Source organism: Faecalimonas canis (assembly GCF_054601575.1).
This window is the reverse complement of record NZ_BAAHSI010000016.1, coordinates 86,489-106,934: the sequence shown is the minus strand read 5'-3', so window position 1 is coordinate 106,934 and position 20,446 is coordinate 86,489. Positions and strand designations below refer to the sequence as shown.

Below are 20,446 nucleotides of genomic sequence, written 5' to 3'. Positions count from 1 at the left end.
TTGTATTCTCCTCTTTTCACAATCGCAGTCTTTATGATACCCTCTTTTGTTCTTTTTTTCAAGGAGAAACTATTTTTTCTCGTTAATTGGTGTAATAACAATATTTGCGGGAGCAATATCCGTTTTTCTTGTCACTATATCTTCTATTTGAGCCCTGTTGGCATCTGTCAGTTCCGATTTTCCTACAACAATATCTGCTGATTCTTTCGTCAAACTTACCACTGCATTCTTAAATCCTTTGGACGCCATCAAAGTTTCCACAGCCACTTCTTTTTCCGCAAGTTCCGTCATCTCTACCATTTGAGCAATGGCATCTTTTTTCTGCGCTTCACTGATATTTTTATTATCAATAATCCCCTGTAATGTTTCTTTGTTTTTTGCTCTTACCTGTTCCCTTGTTACCTTCGCCTCCGCTACAACTCCATTTGTCAAAACCGCTTCCCCCGGCGTTCCTTCTACACTTCCGTCTGCAACTTCTCCGTCATGACTTTCAATATCTCCCGTTGTTTCCTCTGAAATATCCAATAAATCTTTGCTCGCAAGTTCCCCGTTCGTTTCCTGTGCAGGCTTTTCACCGAAAATCTTTCCCGAATAATTGAGATACCCTGCTATTGCAATCATAATTGCAAGTGTTGTAATAATCATTTGGTTTTTCTTAAATAGACGTTTCAAAATAATCCTCCTATTTTCTTTAATTCATTTTCATTATCTTAATTTTATGCGTGTCTACATCAAATAATGCCAAAACCGCCTCTGTAATGTTTTGAACAGTTGTAGGATTTCCGCCTCCTTCGGCGATTACGATAACCCCTTCTATCTCCGGTGTCATCTCTTTTTTTACATATGGTTTCTGTTCCTCACTCCTCCCCTCATAAATTGTTGTTTCCTTTTTATTATTATCTTCCGTTGTTCTCTTTCCTCCATGTGCATCTTCCTCCTCTACAGATTGATTCGTATTTTCCCCATCTTTTTCAATCACTTTTTCAGCAGTAGACTTTAACGTAATCATCACCTTTGTTTCTCCTACTCCTGCCACCTGCCCTAGCACCTTTTCCAATTTTCTCTCCATTTTTGCCGTATAGGATGAACTATCGTTTTTTTCTGTCACTTTTTGTATGGGTTCTTCTCTATCTTCTTTTTTTTCTGAAGGAATTGCGATAACCATAAGTAATACACCTACAAGAAGTACGATAAGCCACTGTCGTTTCTTAGATAAAATTTCATTTACTTTCAACCCCAATCTCTACTTCCTCCACTTCTATGTTTTTCTCGTGCAAATAGTCTTCAAACTGCACTTCCTGTAAATATTGCGTTTCTTTTTCTATCTCCTCTAGTTTTTGCTCAAATCTCTCCTGTCGTAAAGGAGATGACAAATTATCCATTCCCAGTATTTTTAATATGGGGGTCATCAAAAGCAAAATCAAAACCAATCCGGTAAAAAAATGAATATATTTCTTATAAGTATCATTTGGAAGAATTTGGATGATCGCCGTAATAATCACTATATAAAATGCAACATTTCTAATCCATTCATATAAAAAAACAAACATTTCACTCCTCCTTATGTTGTCGTTGCCGTGACAATGGCGATTGTCAAGAGAAAAAGCATTCCTGTTGTGAAAATAACCCGCAAAAGAATCTGACATCCTTCTCCCATTCCTGAAACACATCCTACAATCCTTTTATCCGAAACAGGCTGAATAAATGCGGAAGTCAGTTTATACAAAAACGCCATAACGAACATCTGTAAAATCGGAATAACACAAATGGCAATACAAATAATCGCCCCTGTTACCCCGATACCGTTTTTTACTAAAACCGCCGTTCCCAAAACAATCTCCGCAGTTCCTCCAAGAGCGTCCCCAATCGCCGGAATAGCCTCTACACCTTTTGTCAGCACTCCCCGTTTTAAAGAATCTATAGCCGGACTGATTAACCCCTGTATCACATTTAACCCGATAATTGCCGCAAGCAATGTTTTCAATGTCCATGTTACGATAAATTCAATTAGTTCAGCAAACTTGGATAAATATTCTTCTGCCGAAAGATTATTCAACACTCTGATTACCATATAAATATGCAGAAGGGGGAGTAAAAAATTCAAAATAAGCAATTCTACAATATAAATCAGAAACAAAAGCAAATTATAAAAAATAATGGATGTTCCACTCCCCGTTGAAATAGCAACCGCCAAAAAATATAATGGTCCCAGAACCCGCATAAACGCCGTTAATTTTTCCAAGTGTCCTCCCGCCCCGTCAATAAGAATTTGAAAAGTACTCAGACAAATGGTAATCAACAGGAGATATAACACATAAAAACTAATTTCTCCAATCTGTTTGTTTTGAAACACATTTGAAAAGTTTGTAAAAACTGCTGCAATGATTGCAATTATTAAAATATGTATAACCGTCTTTTTATTTTGCCGAAACTCATAAAACAATTGCTCCGACACAAGTTTCTCCAATAATTCTACAGAAAATTTCACCTCTCCTTTTATAACCGCACGCACAGTTTCTCCGAAATCCATTTTTTCTTCCGGTAAAATATCTTTCAAAACCTGATTGACCTCCCCGAAATCAAACAGTTTAAACATTGTGTCTTCCACCTCGTTTTGTTCCGGTTCGGTATCGATTATTTCTGATGCCTCCGTCGATATACAAAAGAAAAGAAAAAATATAAGTACACTAAAAACTATTTTTTTCATCTGTTTCTACCCCAAAAAAGCCTGTATTGTTTCCAACAATGCAAGTAAAATCGGCATACTCAACGCTAAAATCGTCAGTTTACTAAAAATCTCTATCTGCTGTGCAATCGTCTGATACCCCGCATCTTTACATATTGCAGAAGAAAACTCTGCCACATAGGTCACTCCCAACATTTTCAACAGCGCTATAATATATGTGCTTTTTATTTGTATTTTCTCTCCAATCCCCCTTATAATCTGCACAATCGTTTCCAAACGCCCCACAATACTGAAAAAGATAAGAAGACTTAGGGCAATACTGATATAAATCCCATACTCAGATTTTCCGCTTTTAAACTGAATTGCTAAAATTGCTCCCAAAACGCCTATTGCCCCTATCTGTATAATTCCCATATTTTACCTCTCACAAAGAAAACAACCGTTTAATCGACTCAAATAGTTCATAAATATATGGCAGAATCCAAAACAGTACAAGTAGTAATCCCGCAAAACTGGTTAAAAATGCCTGTTCTTCTCTCCCGCTATGCTTTAACACCTGACTTAATACGGAAACGAGTATGCCTACCGCCGCTATTTTAAAAATTAGATTTACGTTCATCTTTCCCTCCCTCTATATAAGAATAACCGCCAAAAAAATCCCTCCCAAAACACCCAGACAATGACACAATCTTTTTTCTGCGGTAAATTCTTTTTGCAGACGCTGTATCTCCCTCTCCAACTGTTCCATATATAAATCAATTGTTCCTATCTGCATTTCCTCATCCAGATACCCCATATTCTCCCCTGCTGCTTTTAATTTCTCAATATCACCCTGTTTTAGATTTTGCCCTTTCCAGTAATATTCAATCGACTTCGACCATAATTCCATAAAAGTCACACCTGACTTTCGGGTCATTTCTTCTGATAAATCTATAAGCCATTTTTCATAAACACCACCCATTCTTTTTCCGATATGACGAAACGCTTCAGGAAGAGGGGATTTTATGTGTTTTATTTCACTTCTTAACATAAGAAACATTTGCCGTACCTTCTCCACCTCTGACAAATGTTTCTTTAATTCCATTCCTTTCATCCACCCAATTCCTGAACTTGCAAATATAATCAATATACATCCGATTAGTTTCTGCACCTTTTTTCCGCCTTTCAAATGGTTACATTTTCAAAGATACGATTTCCGTTTTCATCATAAATCCCTAGGATTTCTCCCATATGATGTTCATTTCCTAAAACAACATATCTCTCAAACCTCTTTTCCCGTATCATCTGCTCAAAAAAGGGTTTCTTCTTCATTTCCTCCATCGAAACGCCATGAGCAGTTGCCAGCATTTTACAGCCGCAGTGAAGCGCATATTCAATCGCACATATTTCTTCTCTTGCCCCAATTTCATCTACAGCAATTACTTGCGGTGCCATGGAGCGAATGAGCATTAACATTCCGTCTGCTTTTGGACAACAGTCTAAAATATCCGTCCGTATCCCCAAATCATTCTGTGCCCTTCCCATATAGCACGCTCCTAACTCAGATCTTTCATCTACAACCCCTACAGGAACCCCTTTTACCCACCTGTTTCCATCTGATATTTGCCTTATCATGTCCCGCAAAAGTGTTGTCTTCCCACATCGAGGCGGAGATATAATTAATGTATGACAAATTTGTCTTTCCTTTGTAATATAGGGAAACAATCTGTCCGCACACCCCTTCACCTCATGAGCCACCCTTACATTAATCGAAGAAATATATTTTAAATTTTTTATTTTCCCCTCTTCCATCACCACTTTCCCAGCCATACCTACTCTGTGTCCTCCTTCAATCGTAATAAATCCCTGACGCATTTCATTTTCATATGCGTATAAAGAATAATTGCTTATGTACTCTAGCGTTTCTCTTATATCCTCCTGTTCTACTTTTGTCAAAAGTTTCTCTTTTCCTCTGTACAAAACAGTAAGTGGTTTTCCTGTCCGCAAGCGTATTTCCTGTAAGCAGGAAAAATCGAACTGTTCTTTCTCCACATCCTGCTGTATTCTTTTTCCCAATACCTGTAAAATTTGTTTTTTCTGTTCTTTCATCTTGTCCACCTCTTTAGACAGTATATGAATGCTTTTTCTTTTTAGAACAAAAGTTACAAGAATTTTCTATACAATCAAAAAAAGTGCTGAAAACAACTTTTCAGTCATTCTCAACACTTTTATTTTTCATCTTATTCTTCTACAACATCTTTCATGCTGAAACTAATTCTTCCCATTTTATCTTTTCCAAGACAAACCACTTTTACTCTATCTCCCAATGTAAGAACATCTTCTACATGGTTGATTCTTTCTTTTGAAATTTTAGAAATGTGAACCATTCCTTCTTTACCCGGTGCAAACTCAAGAAATGCACCAAATTCTTTAATGCTGATTACTTTTCCTTCCAATACCTGTCCGGCTTCAAAATCAGTTACAATAATGGCAATCATCTTCATTGCCTCTTCCATTGCCTTTGCATCAACACCACAAACAGATACTGAACCTTCATCAGTAATGTCAATTTTAACACCTGTCTGCTCAATAATAGCATTAATTGTTTTTCCACGCTGTCCTACAACATCGCCAATTTTAGCAGGATCGATCTGCATCTGACGAATTTTCGGTGCATATGGTCCGACTTCTTCTCTCGGTTCTGCAATTGCATTATGCATAACTTCATCTAAAATATATGTTCTTGCCTGTTTTGTACGTGCAATTGCTTCTTCAATAATCGGTCTTGTCAATCCGTGAATTTTAATATCCATCTGAATTGCAGTGATACCTTTATGTGTTCCGGCAACTTTAAAGTCCATATCTCCAAAGAAGTCTTCAAGTCCCTGAATATCTGTTAATACTAAATAATCATCATCCGTATCCCCTGTAACAAGCCCTGCTGAAATACCTGCAACTGCCGATTTAATAGGCACACCGGCTGCCATAAGTGACATACTTGATGCACAAATACTTGCCTGAGATGTAGAACCGTTTGATTCAAATGTTTCAGATACAGTACGGATTGCATATGGAAATTCTTCTTCTGTAGGAAGTACAGGTACAAGTGCTCTCTCCGCCAATGCACCGTGTCCGATTTCACGACGTCCCGGTCCTCTTGAAGGTTTTGTTTCCCCTACAGAATATGAAGGGAAGTTATAGTGATGCATATATCTCTTAGATGTTTCTGCCTCATCTAAACCATCAATTCTCTGTGCTTCAGATAATGGCGCTAATGTCGTAACTGTGCAAATCTGTGTCTGTCCACGTGTAAACATTGCCGAACCGTGTACTCTCGGAATTAAATCAATTTCTGCCGCAAGTGGTCTGATCTGATCAATTGCTCTGCCATCCGGACGTTTGTGATCTTTTAAAATCATTTTACGAACCGTCTTTTTCTGATACTGATATAACGCTTCTCCTAAAATTTCTAACCATTCTTCATTATCTGCAAATGCTTCTTCTAATTTTTCTCTGATAACACGAAGATTTTCTTCTCTAACCTGCTTTTCATCTGTAAATACCGCAACTTCCATTTCTTCCGGCGTTACGATTTCTTTCATTGCCTCAAATAATTCTTCAGGTACTGCACAACTTGTATATTCATGTTTTGGTTTTCCGCACTCTGCAACAATTGTATCAATAAACTCAATTACTTGCTGGTTTACTTCATGTGCTGCAAAAATCGCTTCAATCATTTTATCTTCAGGCACTTCATTTGCCCCTGCTTCAATCATGATAACTTTATCCCTTGTAGATGCAACAGTCAACTGTAGATCAGAAACTGCTCTCTGTGCTGCATTTGGATTAAATACAAATTCTCCATCAATCAATCCAACCTGTGTTGTTGAAGTCGGTCCATCAAAAGGAATATCAGAAATTGCCGTAGCAATAGCAGAACCTAACATTGCAGTTAATTCAGGGCTGCAATCAGGATCTACCGACATAACTAAGTTGTTCAATGTCACATCATTTCTATAGTCTTTCGGAAAAAGAGGACGCATCGGTCTGTCAATTACTCGTGAAGTTAAGATTGCATTTTCTGATGCCTTTCCTTCTCTTTTATTAAATCCTCCCGGAATTTTTCCTACTGCATATAATTTTTCTTCATATTCTACGCTAAGTGGGAAGAAATCGATTCCCTCTCTCGGTTTTTCTGACGCTGTTGCAGTTGATAATACAACAGTTTCTCCGTAGTGCATAAGCGCTGCACCGTTCGCCTGTGCGGCTACTCTGCCGATATCAACACGAAGTGTTCTTCCGGCTAATTCCATTTCAAATTTCTTAAACATAGTGTTCTCCTTTTTCATATCATTCAGTTGGTTTCCGAAACTACTGAAAAACACACTTATTCAAATGTTCTTTTCAGTGGTCTCGGCTTTTCCTCCAACCGTAATCTTAAATATTGTATCATATTACCATACTTCTTGCAATTATTTCCCACAAGAAAATAAGCAGTAAACCTTTTCTTGATTTACCGCCTAATTTTTATGTTAGTTCCATATTAATACTTTTTTCTTTAAAACCATATTTTTTATATATCTCCCACGCCCTAATATTTTTCGCATTCACCTGCAACTCCAAAGAATCACACCCTTTTGCTTTACAAATTTCTTTTGCACGGTCAAGCAGTCCTCTTCCAATTCCCCTGTTTCTATACTTCTCATCTACAGCCAGACTTTCAATAAACATTACTTTTCTATCCACTACAACTTTTCCTGAAATCATACGGAATATGTACGACAACACCCCGACAACCTTATCATCTTCCTCCGCAACAAGAACCTCTTCTTTTTCCACCAGTGTCATAAATTCCTCTTTTGTTCAAACAACTTTCTCCGGTTTGTATATATTAGGACACAATTCCACATGCATATCGTGTACCTGTTTCATTAACTCTTCTACCTGTAAGTAATCTTTTTCTTCTGCAAGTCGTATATTCATTTATATTCCCTCCTACTATTTTCTACACTCTCAGTCACATCAACTAACACTACATTCAAACAGGAACATTTCACTGTTATAATCGACTTCATTGTTTTTAGAGAATGTTGAATACGTTTTCACATTTACAAAACCTACTTCCTCTAAATATCTCTCCATTTCTCCAAATTTATATAAATGTGTTTGAAAATCCATTTTTTCTCTTTGAAGCAATTCACCTTCCCGATAAAGTTCATATATCCCCGGCATAAATTGTGTTTGTTTTTGTTCATCATAATATTTTTTACTTTTTAATATCAATTCTAAGCCTTCTTTTGTTTTGACTGAAACAGTTTCTTTATAATCATCGTCATCCGAACATCTGTCAGCTATTGTTTCAACCGAAAACACAAATTTACCCTTCGGGGACAATATTTCCTTTATTCTCCCTAAAATTTTCTTACATAATTCTATATCTGTAAACAACGAAACTGAACTTGAAGAAATAAATATATAATCAAATTTTTCTTCAAAAACATATTCTATAATATCTCCCTGAACAACTTTGGCATCTTCCCTTTTCTCTTTTAACTTCTCCAGCATTTCGCCAGACAAGTCAATGCCTTTAATATTTAATCCCCTTTCCATAAAAGGAACAAGAAAACGTCCACTTCCGCATAATGCTTCTAAAATCTTATCTCCCTTGTTCGCATAAGAAAGATAAAATTCTAATTCATCCTGTGGCGCTTTCTCATGTAAAATCTCGTACATTTCCGTGCAAAGACTACCATAATAATTCTGTCTAACTTCACTCATTTCAGTTCCCTCCTGCCAACCTCTTATATTATAACCTCTTCATCATTCAACACGCATCCGCATATTTTCCGCCACTATATTTCACATTATGAGGAAAAACTCCATATTGCTCAAACCCAAGTTTCTCATACATAACTATCGCAGTTTTATTATCTGCCACCACTTCTAATTCAGCCTGTTCATATCCAAGTTCTTTTGCAACCTTTAAAACTGCTTCAAGCATCATCTTTCCAATGCCTCTTCCACAATATTCCTGATATAACGCTATTGCCACATCGCATCTGTGTCTATATCTCTTAAAACTGCCCATACTCATAAGAGAACAATTACCGATATGCTTTCCGTCAACTGTTGCAACAAGCATTAGTTCCCTTTCAGAATCTTCTATCCGCTGAATAAATTCTTCTTCCTCTTTAATAGACAACGTAATTTCCTCCGGTTCTCTAATTAAATATGGTGTTTCCGCTGCTGTTACCTTCAAATATTTCAGCAAAGATTTCGCATCTTTTTTCTCTGCACTTCTGAAAATCACTTCCCGCCCTGTTTTATCTGTTATTTTCAATGCATCAAACTTCATTGTATTCCTCCTCAACAACACATTACTTATTCATCTCTTCGATTATAAATCAAATCTACCATACCATTATAATTTTGCGTACCAATCAATCTCAATTTTATTTCATTCTCTCCGTTGTCAAAAAGTCGAATCCCATTTCCTAATAGCGTAGGAATTAAAGTAATGTAATAATAATCAATCAAATCCCGATTGATTAACTGCTGAACAAGATTGGCTCCGCCACAAATCCAAATATTTTTTCCTTTTTCCTGTTTTAATCTTTCTACCAAACTAACAGGATTTTCATTCGTAAATCGAATATGTTCAGATGACGTATGTTTATTATGTGTAATTACATAAGTTGTGAACTCCCCATATATCCATTCATTCGGCGAAAGTTCCGTAACTATTTGATAATAGGTGTTCCATCCCATCAATATCGTATCAATATCTTTTGCAAATTCCGAATATACATCCTTATTCTCTTCATTTTCGCTATGCCCTTCCAACCAGTTTACATTTCCTTTACCATCCGCAATATACCCATCCAGACTCATAGCAATAAACAAACTTACCCTTCTCATTTCACTCACCTCCTCTATATCCGAAACACTGATAATTTATTTTTTCAGTATAACACTTTTTATTCAAACTGTAACTCCCATCTCTCATTATTTTTATCAGATGATAATATAGACTCGGCTTGTCCTCCATTTGCAGAAAAACACCTTATTTTATAGTTCACATTCTAATTGACAATCATACGGTTCTTTTTCAGTATGCTTCTGATCATATTTTTCCGCCTCAACACATCCCATTTTTTTATAAAACGCCTGACTTTCTACCGCCGAATGCGCTGAAATATATAACTTATTCGCCCCCTGTTTCTTCGCCCATTTTTTAGCTTTGTCAAAAAGTATTTTACCGATTCCCTGATTTCTCATATCTTCCGAAACATAAATATTCGATAAATCAAGATATTTATGAAAACCACCAAACACTGTACGTTCTACAGAAACAAATCCCTTCAACTGACTATTATAGAATACCGCATATACCAAACCACCTAAGCGAACTGTATTTTTGAGAAACAATACTAGTTCTTCGTACTCTTCCTCCGTCCAATCATCAATAAACGGATCATCTTTAACAATCCATTTTCCCTTTTCTTTACGCCAACATTTTGTGACAACCTGGTGTCGAATAAATCCCTTAAATAAGTCGAGATCTATTTCGTTTTCACACAAATTCCTATATTGAAACATATTCTAATCCTCCTATTTTTACTTGAAGATATTTAACATTTTTTCTTCACTCCAATAAGTATTAAAGGCATATTGCTCTCGCAATATGCCTTTAATACTTAAATCGCTATTTTATTAGCATTTATCAATCCTATAATTGATAAATTATTTTCCTTCGATCTGTGCAGCTACCTCAGCAGCAAAGTCTTCGCTCTTTTTCTCAAGACCTTCACCTGTTTCAAAACGAACGAATTTCTTAACTGTTACATTAGCACCATTTTCTTTAGCAACTTTTTCTACATATTTAGAAACTGTGTAGTCGCTATCCTGTACATATACCTGATCTAATAAACAGATTTCTTTTAATTCTTTGTTTAAACGACCAATGATCATTTTTTCAATAATATTATCAGGTTTTTCAGGATTTTCTGTTTTTGCCTGTGCTAATAAGATTTCTTTTTCGTGTTCTAAGTAATCTGCTGATACTTCATCACGAGAAACATATTTTGGTGACATTGCTGCAACCTGCATTGCTACGTTTCTTAAGCATCCTTTGATTTCATCGTTGATAACGTCTGTTTCTGCTTCGATTAAAACACCGATTCTTCCGCCACCGTGGATGTAAGATACTACACAACCTTCTGTTTCAACTTTTTCAAATCTTCTGATGTTTAAGTTTTCTCCGATTACAGAGATTTTTTCTGTTAAAACTTCTTTTACAGTTTTTGAGTTATCTGCTACCCATGCTTCTGCTAAGAAAGCGTCCATGTCTGCTGCATTTGTATTTAATGCCTGATTTGCAACTTCTTCTACATATGACTGGAAGTCTGCGTTTTTAGCAACGAAGTCTGTTTCAGAGTTTACTTCAACGATTGCTGCTACTTTATCATCTTTTACGATAGCTTTTACGATACCTTCTGCTGCAATTCTTCCTGCTTTTTTGTCTGCCTTAGCCTGACCATTTTTTCTTAAGAATTCAATTGCTTCATCCATGTTACCGTTTGTTTCATTAAGAGCTTTTTTGCAGTCCATCATACCTGCACCTGTCATTTCTCTTAATTCTTTTACCATACCTGCTGTAATTGCCATGATAATTTCCTCCATCTGAATATTATTTGTTTCTTTAAAAAATGCTTCAACCTTTCGTTAGGCTGAAGCATTTATGTTTAAATTCTTACGCTTCTTCAGCTGCTTCTACTTCTTCTGCAACTTCTTCGTATACTTCTTCAACACCTGTTGTTCCCTGATTTGCTTCAATAACAGCATCTGCCATTTTTGCTACGATTAATTTAACGGCTCTGATAGCATCATCGTTACCAGGAATTACATAATCTAATTCTTCTGGGTCACAGTTTGTATCAGCGATACCGATTAACGGAATACCAAGTGTGTGTGCTTCCTGAACACAGATTCTTTCTTTTTTAGGGTCAACTACGAAGATTGCATCCGGTGCTTTCTTCATGTCTTTAATTCCGCCTAAGTTCTTTTCAAGTTTATCCCATTCTTTTTTGATTTCGATAACTTCTTTCTTAGGTAATACGTCGAATGTTCCATCTTCAGACATTCTTTCGATATCTTTTAAGCGGGCGATTCTGCTCTGGATTGTTTTGAAGTTTGTAAGCATTCCACCTAACCATCTTTCGTTTACGTAGAACATTCCACAACGTTCTGCTTCAGTTTTGATAGCATCCTGAGCCTGTTTTTTAGTTCCTACAAAAAGAATTGTTCCACCTTCTGCTGCGATGTCAGAAATTGCTTTGTACGCTTCGTCTACTTTTCCTACAGATTTCTGTAAGTCGATGATGTAGATTCCGTTTCTTTCTGTGTAGATGTACTCAGCCATTTTAGGATTCCATCTTCTTGTCTGATGTCCAAAGTGAACACCTGCTTCTAATAATTGTTTCATTGAAATAACACTCATGTTTTTTCCTCCATTGGTTTTTACTTCCGTATGCTTCTACTCCTTAAGACCGACTATAAACAGTTTAGGCACCGTTAAGGCTCACCACATACGTGTTTTTTTGCGACTATCACAGTATATCATATCAATTTTACAGGTGCAAGCAATTTTTTCAAAATAATTGCCTGTCTACCAATATCTTCTGATTGCTAAAATAGTTCTATATGTTGCTGTTCCCGTCTTAATACCCCCTTCTGGATATGGGCTTGGATTTGAAGCGTGTACAATACGACCCTTTCCAATATAAATTGCCACATGACCTTCATAACAGATAATATCTCCCGGCAGAGCATTGGACAATCCGTTTACTGCCTTTCCTCCGGTTCTTTGTTCTTTAGAATTCCTTGGTACACCATACACTCCGCAAATAGAATGTATTTTTGAAGTGAACCCCGAACAGTCGATTCCGTTGTGCAAATCATTTCCACCCCACACATACGGGTTTCCTACATATTTTAATCCTTCATTCGCTATCTGCTCACCTTTTGATACATTTGCCGGTTTGTCATTTGAATCCGGTTTTGACGGTTTATTCGGTTTTGATGGTTTCTCCGGATTTGGTTTAGTCGGCTTCTCCTCTTCCTCTTTATCATTATTATCATTATTCGAAGACGGTCTGTTTGTCTGTGGTCTTGAAGGCTTATTTTGCGGTTTTGTATCAGACAAATTCGCCTCCATCTGCTGTGTCTGTTGCTCTAGACGTCTTGCCTCTTCCTCCGCCTGTTTCTGAGCATTTAGCAACTGCGTGTCAAAATCCGCAACCTGTGTCTTCATCGTTTCAATAGTTGTCTTTAACTCTTTTTCCTGTTGTTCATATGTAGTTGCCATAAACTCCATATCCGCTTTTCCGGATTCTAAGTCCTGTTTAAGAGTTGCTACCTTTTCTTTTGATTTTTTATATTCATCAAGCATTTTTCTGTCGTATTCATGTATATTTTTCATGTATTCAACCTGATTTATCATTTCACCAAAACTTTCCGCACCCAGCAATGCTGACAATTCACTGCCATCACTGTTTTCATACATATATTTAATGCGAACAAGCATCTCTTTATACTGTTTTTCTTCTTTTTTCTTTGCCTTCTGTAAATCTTTATCAGCTAACGCAATCTTCGCTTCCTGATTTCTAATATCCCCCTTTAATACTTCAAAATCAGTCAAAAGCGTTACCAGTTTGCTATTGGCATCCTCCAATTTCTTTTCTGTTTCCGCCTTGTTCTGCTCAATCTGGTTTACATTCGGAGTTGCCAATACGGGAACTGTAATCAAAGAACTTGTAATAACCGTTGCTACAAATATTTTTTTTATTTTTCTCATCATATTCCTCCCAAATATGAATCCTTACCTTTGTGCATACATTTTAAAAATACTACACTTCATTTCATCTTTCAACACTTTTTGACAAATTTATATGAACATATTTTTCCTGCTCTTCTATATCAAAAAGAGGAACTGCTTACGCAATCCCTCTCTTTTCCTTTTACCAGTATCTTCTAAACCACGGCGAGCCATATACTTTTGCAACTTTAACATGATCTCCCGGTTTCGGTGCATGAATCATCTGTCCGCCACCAATATAAATTCCAACATGTCCGCTATAACATACAAGATCTCCAGGCAATGCACTTGCCATATTCGCAACTCTCTTTCCTCCGGCACCCTGTGCCCCTGAAGAATGTGATAAATAAATACCTGCTGCCTGATGTGCTCTCATCGTCAACCCTGAACAGTCAATTCCTGATTTAGATTCTCCACCCCATACATAAGGTGTTCCCAAATAACTGGATGCTGTTCTTACAATAATAGATGCTTTGCTTGAATCCGATGGAACATTCATATCTGAAGCGCCATTATCCGAAGAACTTCCATGTCCTGAATTTCCTCTGTGGCTTTCTCTTTCAGCCGCTCTTCTTGCCGCCTCTTCTCTTGCCGCCTCAATCTGTGTATCAAAATTTGCAATCTCACCTTGCTTTTCTTTGATTGTATCGTCTAACTTCTGTTTGTCTTTTTCAAAATCTTTCTGCATTTTTTCAATATCAGAAAGTTCTTTTTCCAAACCTGATTTTAACTTTGTAATCTGTTTCTTTGTTTTCTCATACTCCGTCAACATTTTTCTGTCATATTCATGTACATCTTCAACATATTCTGCTTCACTTAACACTTCTCCCATTCCATCCGCTGACAGAAGTCCTTCCATGAAACTTGTTTCGCCTGATTCGTACATATATTTAATACGATACAACATTTTTTCATACTGTTCTTGTTCTTTTTTCTCTGCTTCTTTTAACTTTGCAGTAGCATCTGTTACTTCTTTACCTTTCGTAACTAAATCTTCTTCTACTTTATTAATCTTATTCATTAAAGATGTTAATTCTGACTGAAGAGAATCAACTTCTTTCTGAGTTTGTTTTCTATTCTTCTCTAAATCACTTACGTTTGGTGCAGCCAATATAGGTGTCACTACCAATGAAGCCGCCAACACAGATACGCCTAAAATTTTTGCAAATTTTCTCATGATTTAACCTTCCTATTACATTATTATTAAACTTGACATAGTAAGTATACTTCATCTGTTTTGTTTTTTCAATACTTTTTTAACATTTCTGTAACATTTCATTTTAGGCATCTGCTTTTGCTTCATTTTTAAACTGTTTCTGCATAAGTACAAAAAAACTGGATGCTGCTGCCCCACATATAACCGTAACAATTCCAACACGCAGAACATTTCCAAATATCCAATTATATAAACCGAACTCTGTTCCAATCACGCTTGTCAGATTGATAACTGCATGAAATAAAATAGAGGCTTTTAAACTGCCATACTTTTCATAAATATATACCGCAAGATAACCAAGTATAAATCCGTAGATTGCCTGAACAAGATTTCCATGATACAGCCCAAACATTAAAGCACTCAACATCATTGCTTTACCTCTTCTTGTAATAAATGACAATCTTTTATAAATAACCCCCCTAAACATAAATTCTTCCGCAATCGGAACAATAATTCCAAGCCCAATAACCTGCACAATAAAACTTTCTTTATATAACGCCGCCGTTGTTTCCTCATAAGTTCCACTGTACGCTGCCACATTTCCAAGAACCAGAAGGTTATTTAATCCGATACAGGCAGTAATTGCCAAACCAATTATTACCGCATATTTCCAGACAGACGCTTTTTCCCGTTCTATAACTCCAAGACTTTTTTCATAATTGACATCTTTTCTATACATCAGCCAAAAGAACGGAATAACAAAAAAAGCCACTGCTGACGTAATCAAAGTCAAATGTGACATAAATATATTCATCACATAATTTGCCGTTTCATCGACATTTATTACTCCGCCTTTTTGCACTTCCGGAATCATAATGATAACCGAAGCAATAATTTCCACTACCAGCGACACTGCATAATATACTAAAAATGGAGAAATTATGGCAAATACTCCTATTTTTCTCTTTCTTTCCATATTTCTTTCCTCTCTTTCTTTTCCACCTGCTTATTCCATTGACAAATCACAGATGAAAAACTGATAAATTTCATTCTCCATTCCTTTTAAAGACCCCTGTACCATTTCCGGTTTCCCGCCACCTCTTCCCGAAAATTTTTCATTCAACCTTTTTGCTATCGGACGGGTATCAACACTTCGACTCCCTACTACATAACGATACCCCTCACTATCACTTCCAAAAAACACGCCACAAACTTTTATATCTTTTTCCAACAATAGATTAACCAGTTCCCGCGGAGCATTTCCTTCCAATTCTGATTCAAACAGACATATTCTTTCCTGTCCCTCACCAATCTGACTCGCCTTGCTTCTCAATAACTTATCTTGTAATAGAGCAATTTCGTTTTTCAACTGTGCCTTTTCTTCTTTTAACTGCTCCACCGCCTCAGTAATTTCATTTTCTCTCGCCGACATTAATACAGAAACCTTTTTAACACTTGTTTCTTTCTCGTTGTAATCCGCTAATGCCCTGAACCCACAAAGCATTGTAATTCTTACACCGCCCTTATAGTTTTGTACATTTGTCAATTTTATCAGACCGATTTCCCCTGTCTTCTTTACATGAGGCGCGCAGCAGGCACATACATCGTATCCCTTGATTGTAACAATACGAATTTGCCCCTCGATTTCTATCTTACTGCGATATGTAATCTTCTCCAATTCTTCCTCTGTCGGATAGTTCACCTGAATGTCCAAATTTTTTGCAACACCTTCATTGGCTAAAAGTTCAATCTCTTTCAACTGTTCTTTTGTAATAACACCGTCAAAATCCATTGTAACCGCATCCTGTCCCAAGTGAAACCCCACATTATTATAGCCATATTTTTGGTGAATAAGACCGGACACAATATGTTCTCCCGAATGCTGCTGCATTTTAGAAAATCTCTCATCCCAGTCTATTTTCCCTGTTACCGTCTTTCCCACTTCTAGCGGTTTCTCTGTCATATGGTAAAGTATTCCGTCTTTTTCCTGTACATCAAACACTCTGACATCATCAACAATTCCTGTATCCGAACTCTGTCCTCCCCCCTCAGAAAAAAAGGCAGTCCTGTTAAGAACTACCTTGTAATATTTTTCTTCCTGTTCGCAGGACTCTACTGTCGCCGTAAACTCTGTTAAATGACTATCTTCATAAAACAATTTCTCTGTCATCTTTACATCCTTTCCGGAGCCTCAAATCCAAGCATATTGATGCACGCTTCAAATACTTCTTTTGTTAAAAGTAGCATAGAAATAAAACTCATCTGTCTTTCTTCATTTTCTTCGGCAAGAATTTTTGTTTCGTGATAGAAACGATTAAAGGCATTTGCAAGTTCATATACATATGCACAAATTTTATGCGGTGCTTTTTCTTCATAGGCATTTTCAATCACTGAATTGAATTTTGTAATTTCAAGCATCAATGCTTTTTCACTGTCCGATACCGCTTTTTTAACAACCGCCCTCACCGGACTTGCTTTCATTTCTGTATATTTTGCAAGGATAGACTTAATACGTACAATTGTATACAAAATATACGGTCCCGTATTTCCTTCAAAAGAAGTAAATCTATCTATGTCAAACACATAATCTTTTGATGCCTGATTTGATAAATCTCCATACTTAATTGCAGACAAACCAACAATCTTAGCCGTTTTGCATGCTTCCTCTTCCTCAATAGCACGGTTCTCCATAATTTTTCCGTACATTCTCTCTTCAATGTCACCGATAAGATTTTCAAGACGCATAACACCGCCTTCTCTTGTTTTAAACGGTTTCCCATCTTTACCATTCATCGTTCCAAATCCAATAAATGTAAGTTTTGTATCATCTTTTACAATATGTGCTTTTCTTGCACTTCTGAACACCTGCACAAAATGTAATTCCTGACGTTTATCTACAACATAAATCACTTCATCAGGATTATATAGTTTCTCACGTTCAATTAACGTTGCAAGGTCTGTTGTTCCATATAATGATGCCCCGTCAGATTTCAAAATCATACATGGCGGAATTTCCTTAGTATCTGTTTCTTCTTTAACATCGATTACCAAAGCGCCATCATCATATCTTGCATACCCTTCTTTTTTCAAATATTCCACCATCTCAGGAATATATGGCTGTGCATCAGATTCTCCTTTCCAAAGGTCAAAATCCACATTCAGATTTGCATAATTTTTCTTCAAATCCGCAACAGATACACGCATAATATGTTTCCAGATTGCTGTATATCCTTTATGCCCATTTTGTAATAAATACGTTGCGTGAAGCGCCTCTTCTTTATAATCGTCATGCTCTTTTGCATAAGCACTGGCTGTCGGATAAATTTCTTCCAACTCATCAATTGTAAACGGTGCCTCCTCAGGATACTCTCCCGCAAACTCCTCATCAAAATATGGAAGTTCCGGCTTACGTTTCTTTAATTCCGTAATAATCAATCCCATCTGGTATCCCCAGTCACCTAAATGCACATCTCCAATAACTTTATCGCCCATAAAACGTGCAATACGTTTAACACTTTCGCCGATAATAGCCGTACGAAGATGTCCCACATGCAATGGTTTTGCAACGTTCGCTCCGCCATAATCAATAACAATTGTTTTCGGCTCTGCTTTCTGTTCCAACCCCAAATGTTCATCTTCACTCATTTTATTCAGGTAATCCGCAACAAATTCTTCACTTAACTTAATATTGATAAATCCCGGATTAACCGCTTCCACGTTAGAAATCGACTCACTGTTCTGCAATTTCTCAACAACGTTTCCCGCAATGATAATCGGCGCTTTCTTATATGCTTTCGCCGCAGCCATCGCACCGTTACACTGATACTCACATAAATCAGGACGATTTGATAAAGTTACCTTTCCATATTTCGCTTCATAGCCGGACTCTTCAAAAGCCTTCTCTAATTCTCCACTGATAATATCTGCTATCTTCTTCATAGTGCCTCCTTGTATATATATCCTCTATCACATATAATAAGTAATATTTGTTATACTTTGTATATTTTATCATATGAGGTAATGAACAACAACCATATATTTTGAAAACCTTTCTTGCCTTTTCATTGCATCCATGTTATAATATCAGTAACAATTACTATTATCAAGGAGGTCTATTATGAATAAAAATGTATTTCGCAACTTTTCATACGGAGTTTATCTTGTATCTTCTTTAGACGAGCAAAGACCGACAGGCTGTATTGCAAACAGTGCTATGCAGATTACTTCCTCACCTGCTACGATTGCCGTCAGTATAAATCACGATAACTTTACAAATGAATGTATTCGGAAATCCGGACAGTTTGCCGTTTCCATTTTATCAGAGAATACTTCTCCTGATTTAATCGGACAATTTGGTTTTCATTCCGGCAAAGATGTAAATAAATTTGACAAAATTCCATTCCAAACAATATCAGAACTTCCCATACCAGACGACTGCTGCGGATATGTTATCTGTAAAGTGACAGACACAATGGAAACTTCTACTCATACTGTTTTCCTCGGTGAAGTTATTGAGGGAGATCCACTCAAAAACGAACCTCCGATGACTTACGCCTACTATCATCAAGTTGTTAAAGGAAAAAGTCCAAAAAATGCTCCTACTTACATTGCTGAAGAACCTGTTTCTTCTGACAAACATTGGATTTGCAGTGTATGCGGATATATTTATGACGGCAAGACTCCTTTTGAAGAATTACCCGATACATATCAATGTCCGATTTGTAAAGTAACTAAGGAAAAATTCACCTACAAATAATCAGTCAGAAAGGATACACTATGTTAAAAATAGGTTCTCATGTAGGAATGAGTGGCAAAGAAATGCTACTTGGTTCTGCTAAAGAAGCCGTTTCCTACGGCGCTAATACTTTTATGTTTTATACAGGTGCCCCACAGAATACAAAACGAAAAGAGATTTCTGAATTAAATATCGAACCCGCATGGGCATATATGAAGGAACACGGAATTAATGAAATTGTTGTACACGCACCTTACATCATCAATCTCGCAAACACAATCAAACCGGAAACATTTGAACTGGCAGTCGAATTTCTCCGTTTAGAACTGGAACGTGCCGCCGCCTGTAAAAGTCAAACTTTAATTTTACATCCCGGCGCTCATGTAGGTGCAGGAACAGACGCAGGTATTGAGCAAATTGCCAAAGGAATTAATGAAGTTTTAACAAAAGATACTTCCTGCAATATTGCCCTTGAAACAATGGCAGGAAAAGGAACGGAAATCGGAAGAACGTTTGAAGAACTGGCACAGATTTATGATAAAGTCATCTATAATGATAAACTCCGTGTCTGTTTCGATACCTGTCACACAAACGACAGCGGTTATGATATTGTCAATGATTTTGACGGTGTAATAGATACATTTGATAAATTAATCGGCAAAGACCAGATTTCCGTCTTTCATATCAACGATAGCAAAAATGTTCTCGGTGCAAAGAAAGACCGCCATGCCAATTTAGGTTTTGGCGAAATCGGTTTTGACGCAATTTCTTATATTGTGCATCACAAAGATTTTATAGATGTTCCTAAAATTTTAGAAACACCTTATATTCCTTCTCCGACAAAGGCAAAGAAATCCTACGCTCCTTACCGATATGAAATCGAAATGCTTCGGGCAAATCATTTCCGTCCGGATATTACAGATGTCATCCTTCAATATAACGAGTAAGAGAAAACTCCTCACGGGGAGTTTTTTCTTGACTAATCATAATATACGTTTTATTATTGTATTAGAT

At 36.8% G+C, this 20,446-nt stretch carries 23 protein-coding genes; 2 read left to right on the top strand and 21 right to left on the bottom strand.

The window, feature by feature from the left end; genetic code table 11:
* Positions 1 to 69: 69 nt before the first annotated feature.
* From ACYPXO_RS05080 to argS, 21 genes are all read right to left on the bottom strand, one after another.
* Positions 70 to 672, bottom strand: a complete 603-nt coding sequence (locus ACYPXO_RS05080; RefSeq protein ID WP_459639568.1) for a SpoIIIAH-like family protein — start codon at positions 670 to 672, stop codon at positions 70 to 72.
* Positions 673 to 691: 19 nt separating this feature from the next.
* Positions 692 to 1,240: a stage III sporulation protein AG gene (locus tag ACYPXO_RS05075; protein WP_459639567.1), complete on the bottom strand. Its 549-nt coding sequence runs from the start codon at positions 1,238 to 1,240 to the stop codon at positions 692 to 694.
* Positions 1,221 to 1,550 (bottom strand): stage III sporulation protein AF, encoded by a 330-nt coding sequence (locus ACYPXO_RS05070; protein WP_459639566.1) that lies wholly within the window; start codon positions 1,548 to 1,550, stop codon positions 1,221 to 1,223. The genes ACYPXO_RS05075 and ACYPXO_RS05070 overlap by 20 nt, the downstream gene beginning before the upstream one ends.
* Before the next feature lie 11 nt (positions 1,551 to 1,561).
* Entirely contained in the window at positions 1,562 to 2,707 is a 1,146-nt protein-coding gene (locus tag ACYPXO_RS05065) for a stage III sporulation protein AE (RefSeq protein WP_459639565.1), read from the bottom strand.
* A gap of 6 nt (positions 2,708 to 2,713) precedes the next feature.
* Entirely contained in the window at positions 2,714 to 3,100 is a 387-nt protein-coding gene (locus tag ACYPXO_RS05060) for a SpoIIIAC/SpoIIIAD family protein (RefSeq protein ID WP_459639564.1), read from the bottom strand.
* A 10-nt stretch (positions 3,101 to 3,110) separates the two neighbouring features.
* A complete protein-coding gene (gene spoIIIAC / locus ACYPXO_RS05055) occupies positions 3,111 to 3,305 on the bottom strand; it encodes a stage III sporulation protein AC (RefSeq protein ID WP_459639563.1) in 195 nt (64 codons plus the stop codon).
* A gap of 12 nt (positions 3,306 to 3,317) precedes the next feature.
* Positions 3,318 to 3,836 (bottom strand): stage III sporulation protein AB, encoded by a 519-nt coding sequence (locus tag ACYPXO_RS05050; RefSeq protein WP_459639562.1) that lies wholly within the window; start codon positions 3,834 to 3,836, stop codon positions 3,318 to 3,320.
* 14 nt (positions 3,837 to 3,850) lie between these two features.
* The gene (spoIIIAA, locus tag ACYPXO_RS05045) at positions 3,851 to 4,774 is read right to left on the bottom strand and encodes a stage III sporulation protein AA (RefSeq protein ID WP_459639561.1); all 924 of its coding nucleotides are present in this window, start codon (positions 4,772 to 4,774) and stop codon (positions 3,851 to 3,853) included.
* A 131-nt stretch (positions 4,775 to 4,905) separates the two neighbouring features.
* Positions 4,906 to 6,996: a polyribonucleotide nucleotidyltransferase gene (locus tag ACYPXO_RS05040; RefSeq protein ID WP_459639560.1), complete on the bottom strand. Its 2,091-nt coding sequence runs from the start codon at positions 6,994 to 6,996 to the stop codon at positions 4,906 to 4,908.
* A gap of 196 nt (positions 6,997 to 7,192) precedes the next feature.
* Positions 7,193 to 7,513: a GNAT family N-acetyltransferase gene (locus ACYPXO_RS05035; protein ID WP_459639559.1), complete on the bottom strand. Its 321-nt coding sequence runs from the start codon at positions 7,511 to 7,513 to the stop codon at positions 7,193 to 7,195.
* 174 nt (positions 7,514 to 7,687) lie between these two features.
* Complete coding sequence (locus ACYPXO_RS05030; RefSeq protein ID WP_459639558.1) at positions 7,688 to 8,443, bottom strand: class I SAM-dependent DNA methyltransferase; 756 nt, start codon at positions 8,441 to 8,443, stop codon at positions 7,688 to 7,690.
* 46 nt (positions 8,444 to 8,489) lie between these two features.
* Positions 8,490 to 9,020: an N-acetyltransferase family protein gene (locus ACYPXO_RS05025; RefSeq protein WP_459639557.1), complete on the bottom strand. Its 531-nt coding sequence runs from the start codon at positions 9,018 to 9,020 to the stop codon at positions 8,490 to 8,492.
* Between the two features lie 26 nt (positions 9,021 to 9,046).
* Positions 9,047 to 9,583, bottom strand: coding sequence for a dihydrofolate reductase family protein (locus tag ACYPXO_RS05020; protein WP_459639556.1), 537 nt, complete (start codon positions 9,581 to 9,583; stop codon positions 9,047 to 9,049).
* Positions 9,584 to 9,733: 150 nt separating this feature from the next.
* Positions 9,734 to 10,264: a GNAT family N-acetyltransferase gene (locus ACYPXO_RS05015; protein WP_459639555.1), complete on the bottom strand. Its 531-nt coding sequence runs from the start codon at positions 10,262 to 10,264 to the stop codon at positions 9,734 to 9,736.
* A gap of 144 nt (positions 10,265 to 10,408) precedes the next feature.
* A complete protein-coding gene (gene tsf, locus ACYPXO_RS05010) occupies positions 10,409 to 11,332 on the bottom strand; it encodes a translation elongation factor Ts (protein ID WP_459639554.1) in 924 nt (307 codons plus the stop codon).
* 85 nt (positions 11,333 to 11,417) lie between these two features.
* Positions 11,418 to 12,164, bottom strand: a complete 747-nt coding sequence (rpsB, locus tag ACYPXO_RS05005; protein ID WP_459639553.1) for a 30S ribosomal protein S2 — start codon at positions 12,162 to 12,164, stop codon at positions 11,418 to 11,420.
* A gap of 168 nt (positions 12,165 to 12,332) precedes the next feature.
* A complete protein-coding gene (locus tag ACYPXO_RS05000) occupies positions 12,333 to 13,520 on the bottom strand; it encodes a C40 family peptidase (protein ID WP_459639552.1) in 1,188 nt (395 codons plus the stop codon).
* Positions 13,521 to 13,683: 163 nt separating this feature from the next.
* Entirely contained in the window at positions 13,684 to 14,718 is a 1,035-nt protein-coding gene (locus ACYPXO_RS04995) for a C40 family peptidase (RefSeq protein ID WP_459639551.1), read from the bottom strand.
* Between the two features lie 103 nt (positions 14,719 to 14,821).
* Complete coding sequence (locus ACYPXO_RS04990; protein ID WP_459639550.1) at positions 14,822 to 15,673, bottom strand: CPBP family intramembrane glutamic endopeptidase; 852 nt, start codon at positions 15,671 to 15,673, stop codon at positions 14,822 to 14,824.
* Positions 15,674 to 15,703: 30 nt separating this feature from the next.
* Positions 15,704 to 16,867 carry an alanyl-tRNA editing protein gene (locus ACYPXO_RS04985; RefSeq protein WP_459639549.1) on the bottom strand — a complete coding sequence of 388 codons (1,164 nt, stop codon included), beginning with the start codon at positions 16,865 to 16,867 and terminating at the stop codon, positions 15,704 to 15,706.
* A 2-nt stretch (positions 16,868 to 16,869) separates the two neighbouring features.
* Complete coding sequence (gene argS / locus ACYPXO_RS04980) at positions 16,870 to 18,636, bottom strand: arginine--tRNA ligase (RefSeq protein ID WP_459639548.1); 1,767 nt, start codon at positions 18,634 to 18,636, stop codon at positions 16,870 to 16,872.
* A 178-nt stretch (positions 18,637 to 18,814) separates the two neighbouring features.
* On the opposite strand from argS, the gene ACYPXO_RS04975 reads away from it, so the two are divergent.
* Entirely contained in the window at positions 18,815 to 19,453 is a 639-nt protein-coding gene (locus ACYPXO_RS04975) for a flavin reductase (RefSeq protein WP_459639547.1), read from the top strand.
* Positions 19,454 to 19,473: 20 nt separating this feature from the next.
* Positions 19,474 to 20,379, top strand: a complete 906-nt coding sequence (locus tag ACYPXO_RS04970; RefSeq protein ID WP_459639546.1) for a deoxyribonuclease IV — start codon at positions 19,474 to 19,476, stop codon at positions 20,377 to 20,379.
* Positions 20,380 to 20,446 lie beyond the last annotated feature (67 nt).

Coding starts and splice junctions, on each gene's coding strand:
- ACYPXO_RS05070 (WP_459639566.1), bottom strand. CDS start 1,550: ATGTTTGTTTTTTTATATGAATGGATTAGAAATGTTGCATTTTATATA.
- ACYPXO_RS05065 (WP_459639565.1), bottom strand. CDS start 2,707: ATGAAAAAAATAGTTTTTAGTGTACTTATATTTTTTCTTTTCTTTTGT.
- ACYPXO_RS05060 (WP_459639564.1), bottom strand. CDS start 3,100: ATGGGAATTATACAGATAGGGGCAATAGGCGTTTTGGGAGCAATTTTA.
- spoIIIAC (WP_459639563.1), bottom strand. CDS start 3,305: ATGAACGTAAATCTAATTTTTAAAATAGCGGCGGTAGGCATACTCGTT.
- spoIIIAA (WP_459639561.1), bottom strand. CDS start 4,774: ATGAAAGAACAGAAAAAACAAATTTTACAGGTATTGGGAAAAAGAATA.
- ACYPXO_RS05040 (WP_459639560.1), bottom strand. CDS start 6,996: ATGTTTAAGAAATTTGAAATGGAATTAGCCGGAAGAACACTTCGTGTT.
- ACYPXO_RS05035 (WP_459639559.1), bottom strand. CDS start 7,513: ATGACACTGGTGGAAAAAGAAGAGGTTCTTGTTGCGGAGGAAGATGAT.
- ACYPXO_RS05030 (WP_459639558.1), bottom strand. CDS start 8,443: ATGAGTGAAGTTAGACAGAATTATTATGGTAGTCTTTGCACGGAAATG.
- ACYPXO_RS05025 (WP_459639557.1), bottom strand. CDS start 9,020: ATGAAGTTTGATGCATTGAAAATAACAGATAAAACAGGGCGGGAAGTG.
- ACYPXO_RS05020 (WP_459639556.1), bottom strand. CDS start 9,583: ATGAGAAGGGTAAGTTTGTTTATTGCTATGAGTCTGGATGGGTATATT.
- ACYPXO_RS05015 (WP_459639555.1), bottom strand. CDS start 10,264: ATGTTTCAATATAGGAATTTGTGTGAAAACGAAATAGATCTCGACTTA.
- tsf (WP_459639554.1), bottom strand. CDS start 11,332: ATGGCAATTACAGCAGGTATGGTAAAAGAATTAAGAGAAATGACAGGT.
- rpsB (WP_459639553.1), bottom strand. CDS start 12,164: ATGAGTGTTATTTCAATGAAACAATTATTAGAAGCAGGTGTTCACTTT.
- ACYPXO_RS05000 (WP_459639552.1), bottom strand. CDS start 13,520: ATGAGAAAAATAAAAAAAATATTTGTAGCAACGGTTATTACAAGTTCT.
- ACYPXO_RS04995 (WP_459639551.1), bottom strand. CDS start 14,718: ATGAGAAAATTTGCAAAAATTTTAGGCGTATCTGTGTTGGCGGCTTCA.
- ACYPXO_RS04990 (WP_459639550.1), bottom strand. CDS start 15,673: ATGGAAAGAAAGAGAAAAATAGGAGTATTTGCCATAATTTCTCCATTT.
- ACYPXO_RS04985 (WP_459639549.1), bottom strand. CDS start 16,867: ATGACAGAGAAATTGTTTTATGAAGATAGTCATTTAACAGAGTTTACG.
- argS (WP_459639548.1), bottom strand. CDS start 18,636: ATGAAGAAGATAGCAGATATTATCAGTGGAGAATTAGAGAAGGCTTTT.
- ACYPXO_RS04975 (WP_459639547.1), top strand. CDS start 18,815: ATGAATAAAAATGTATTTCGCAACTTTTCATACGGAGTTTATCTTGTA.
- ACYPXO_RS04970 (WP_459639546.1), top strand. CDS start 19,474: ATGTTAAAAATAGGTTCTCATGTAGGAATGAGTGGCAAAGAAATGCTA.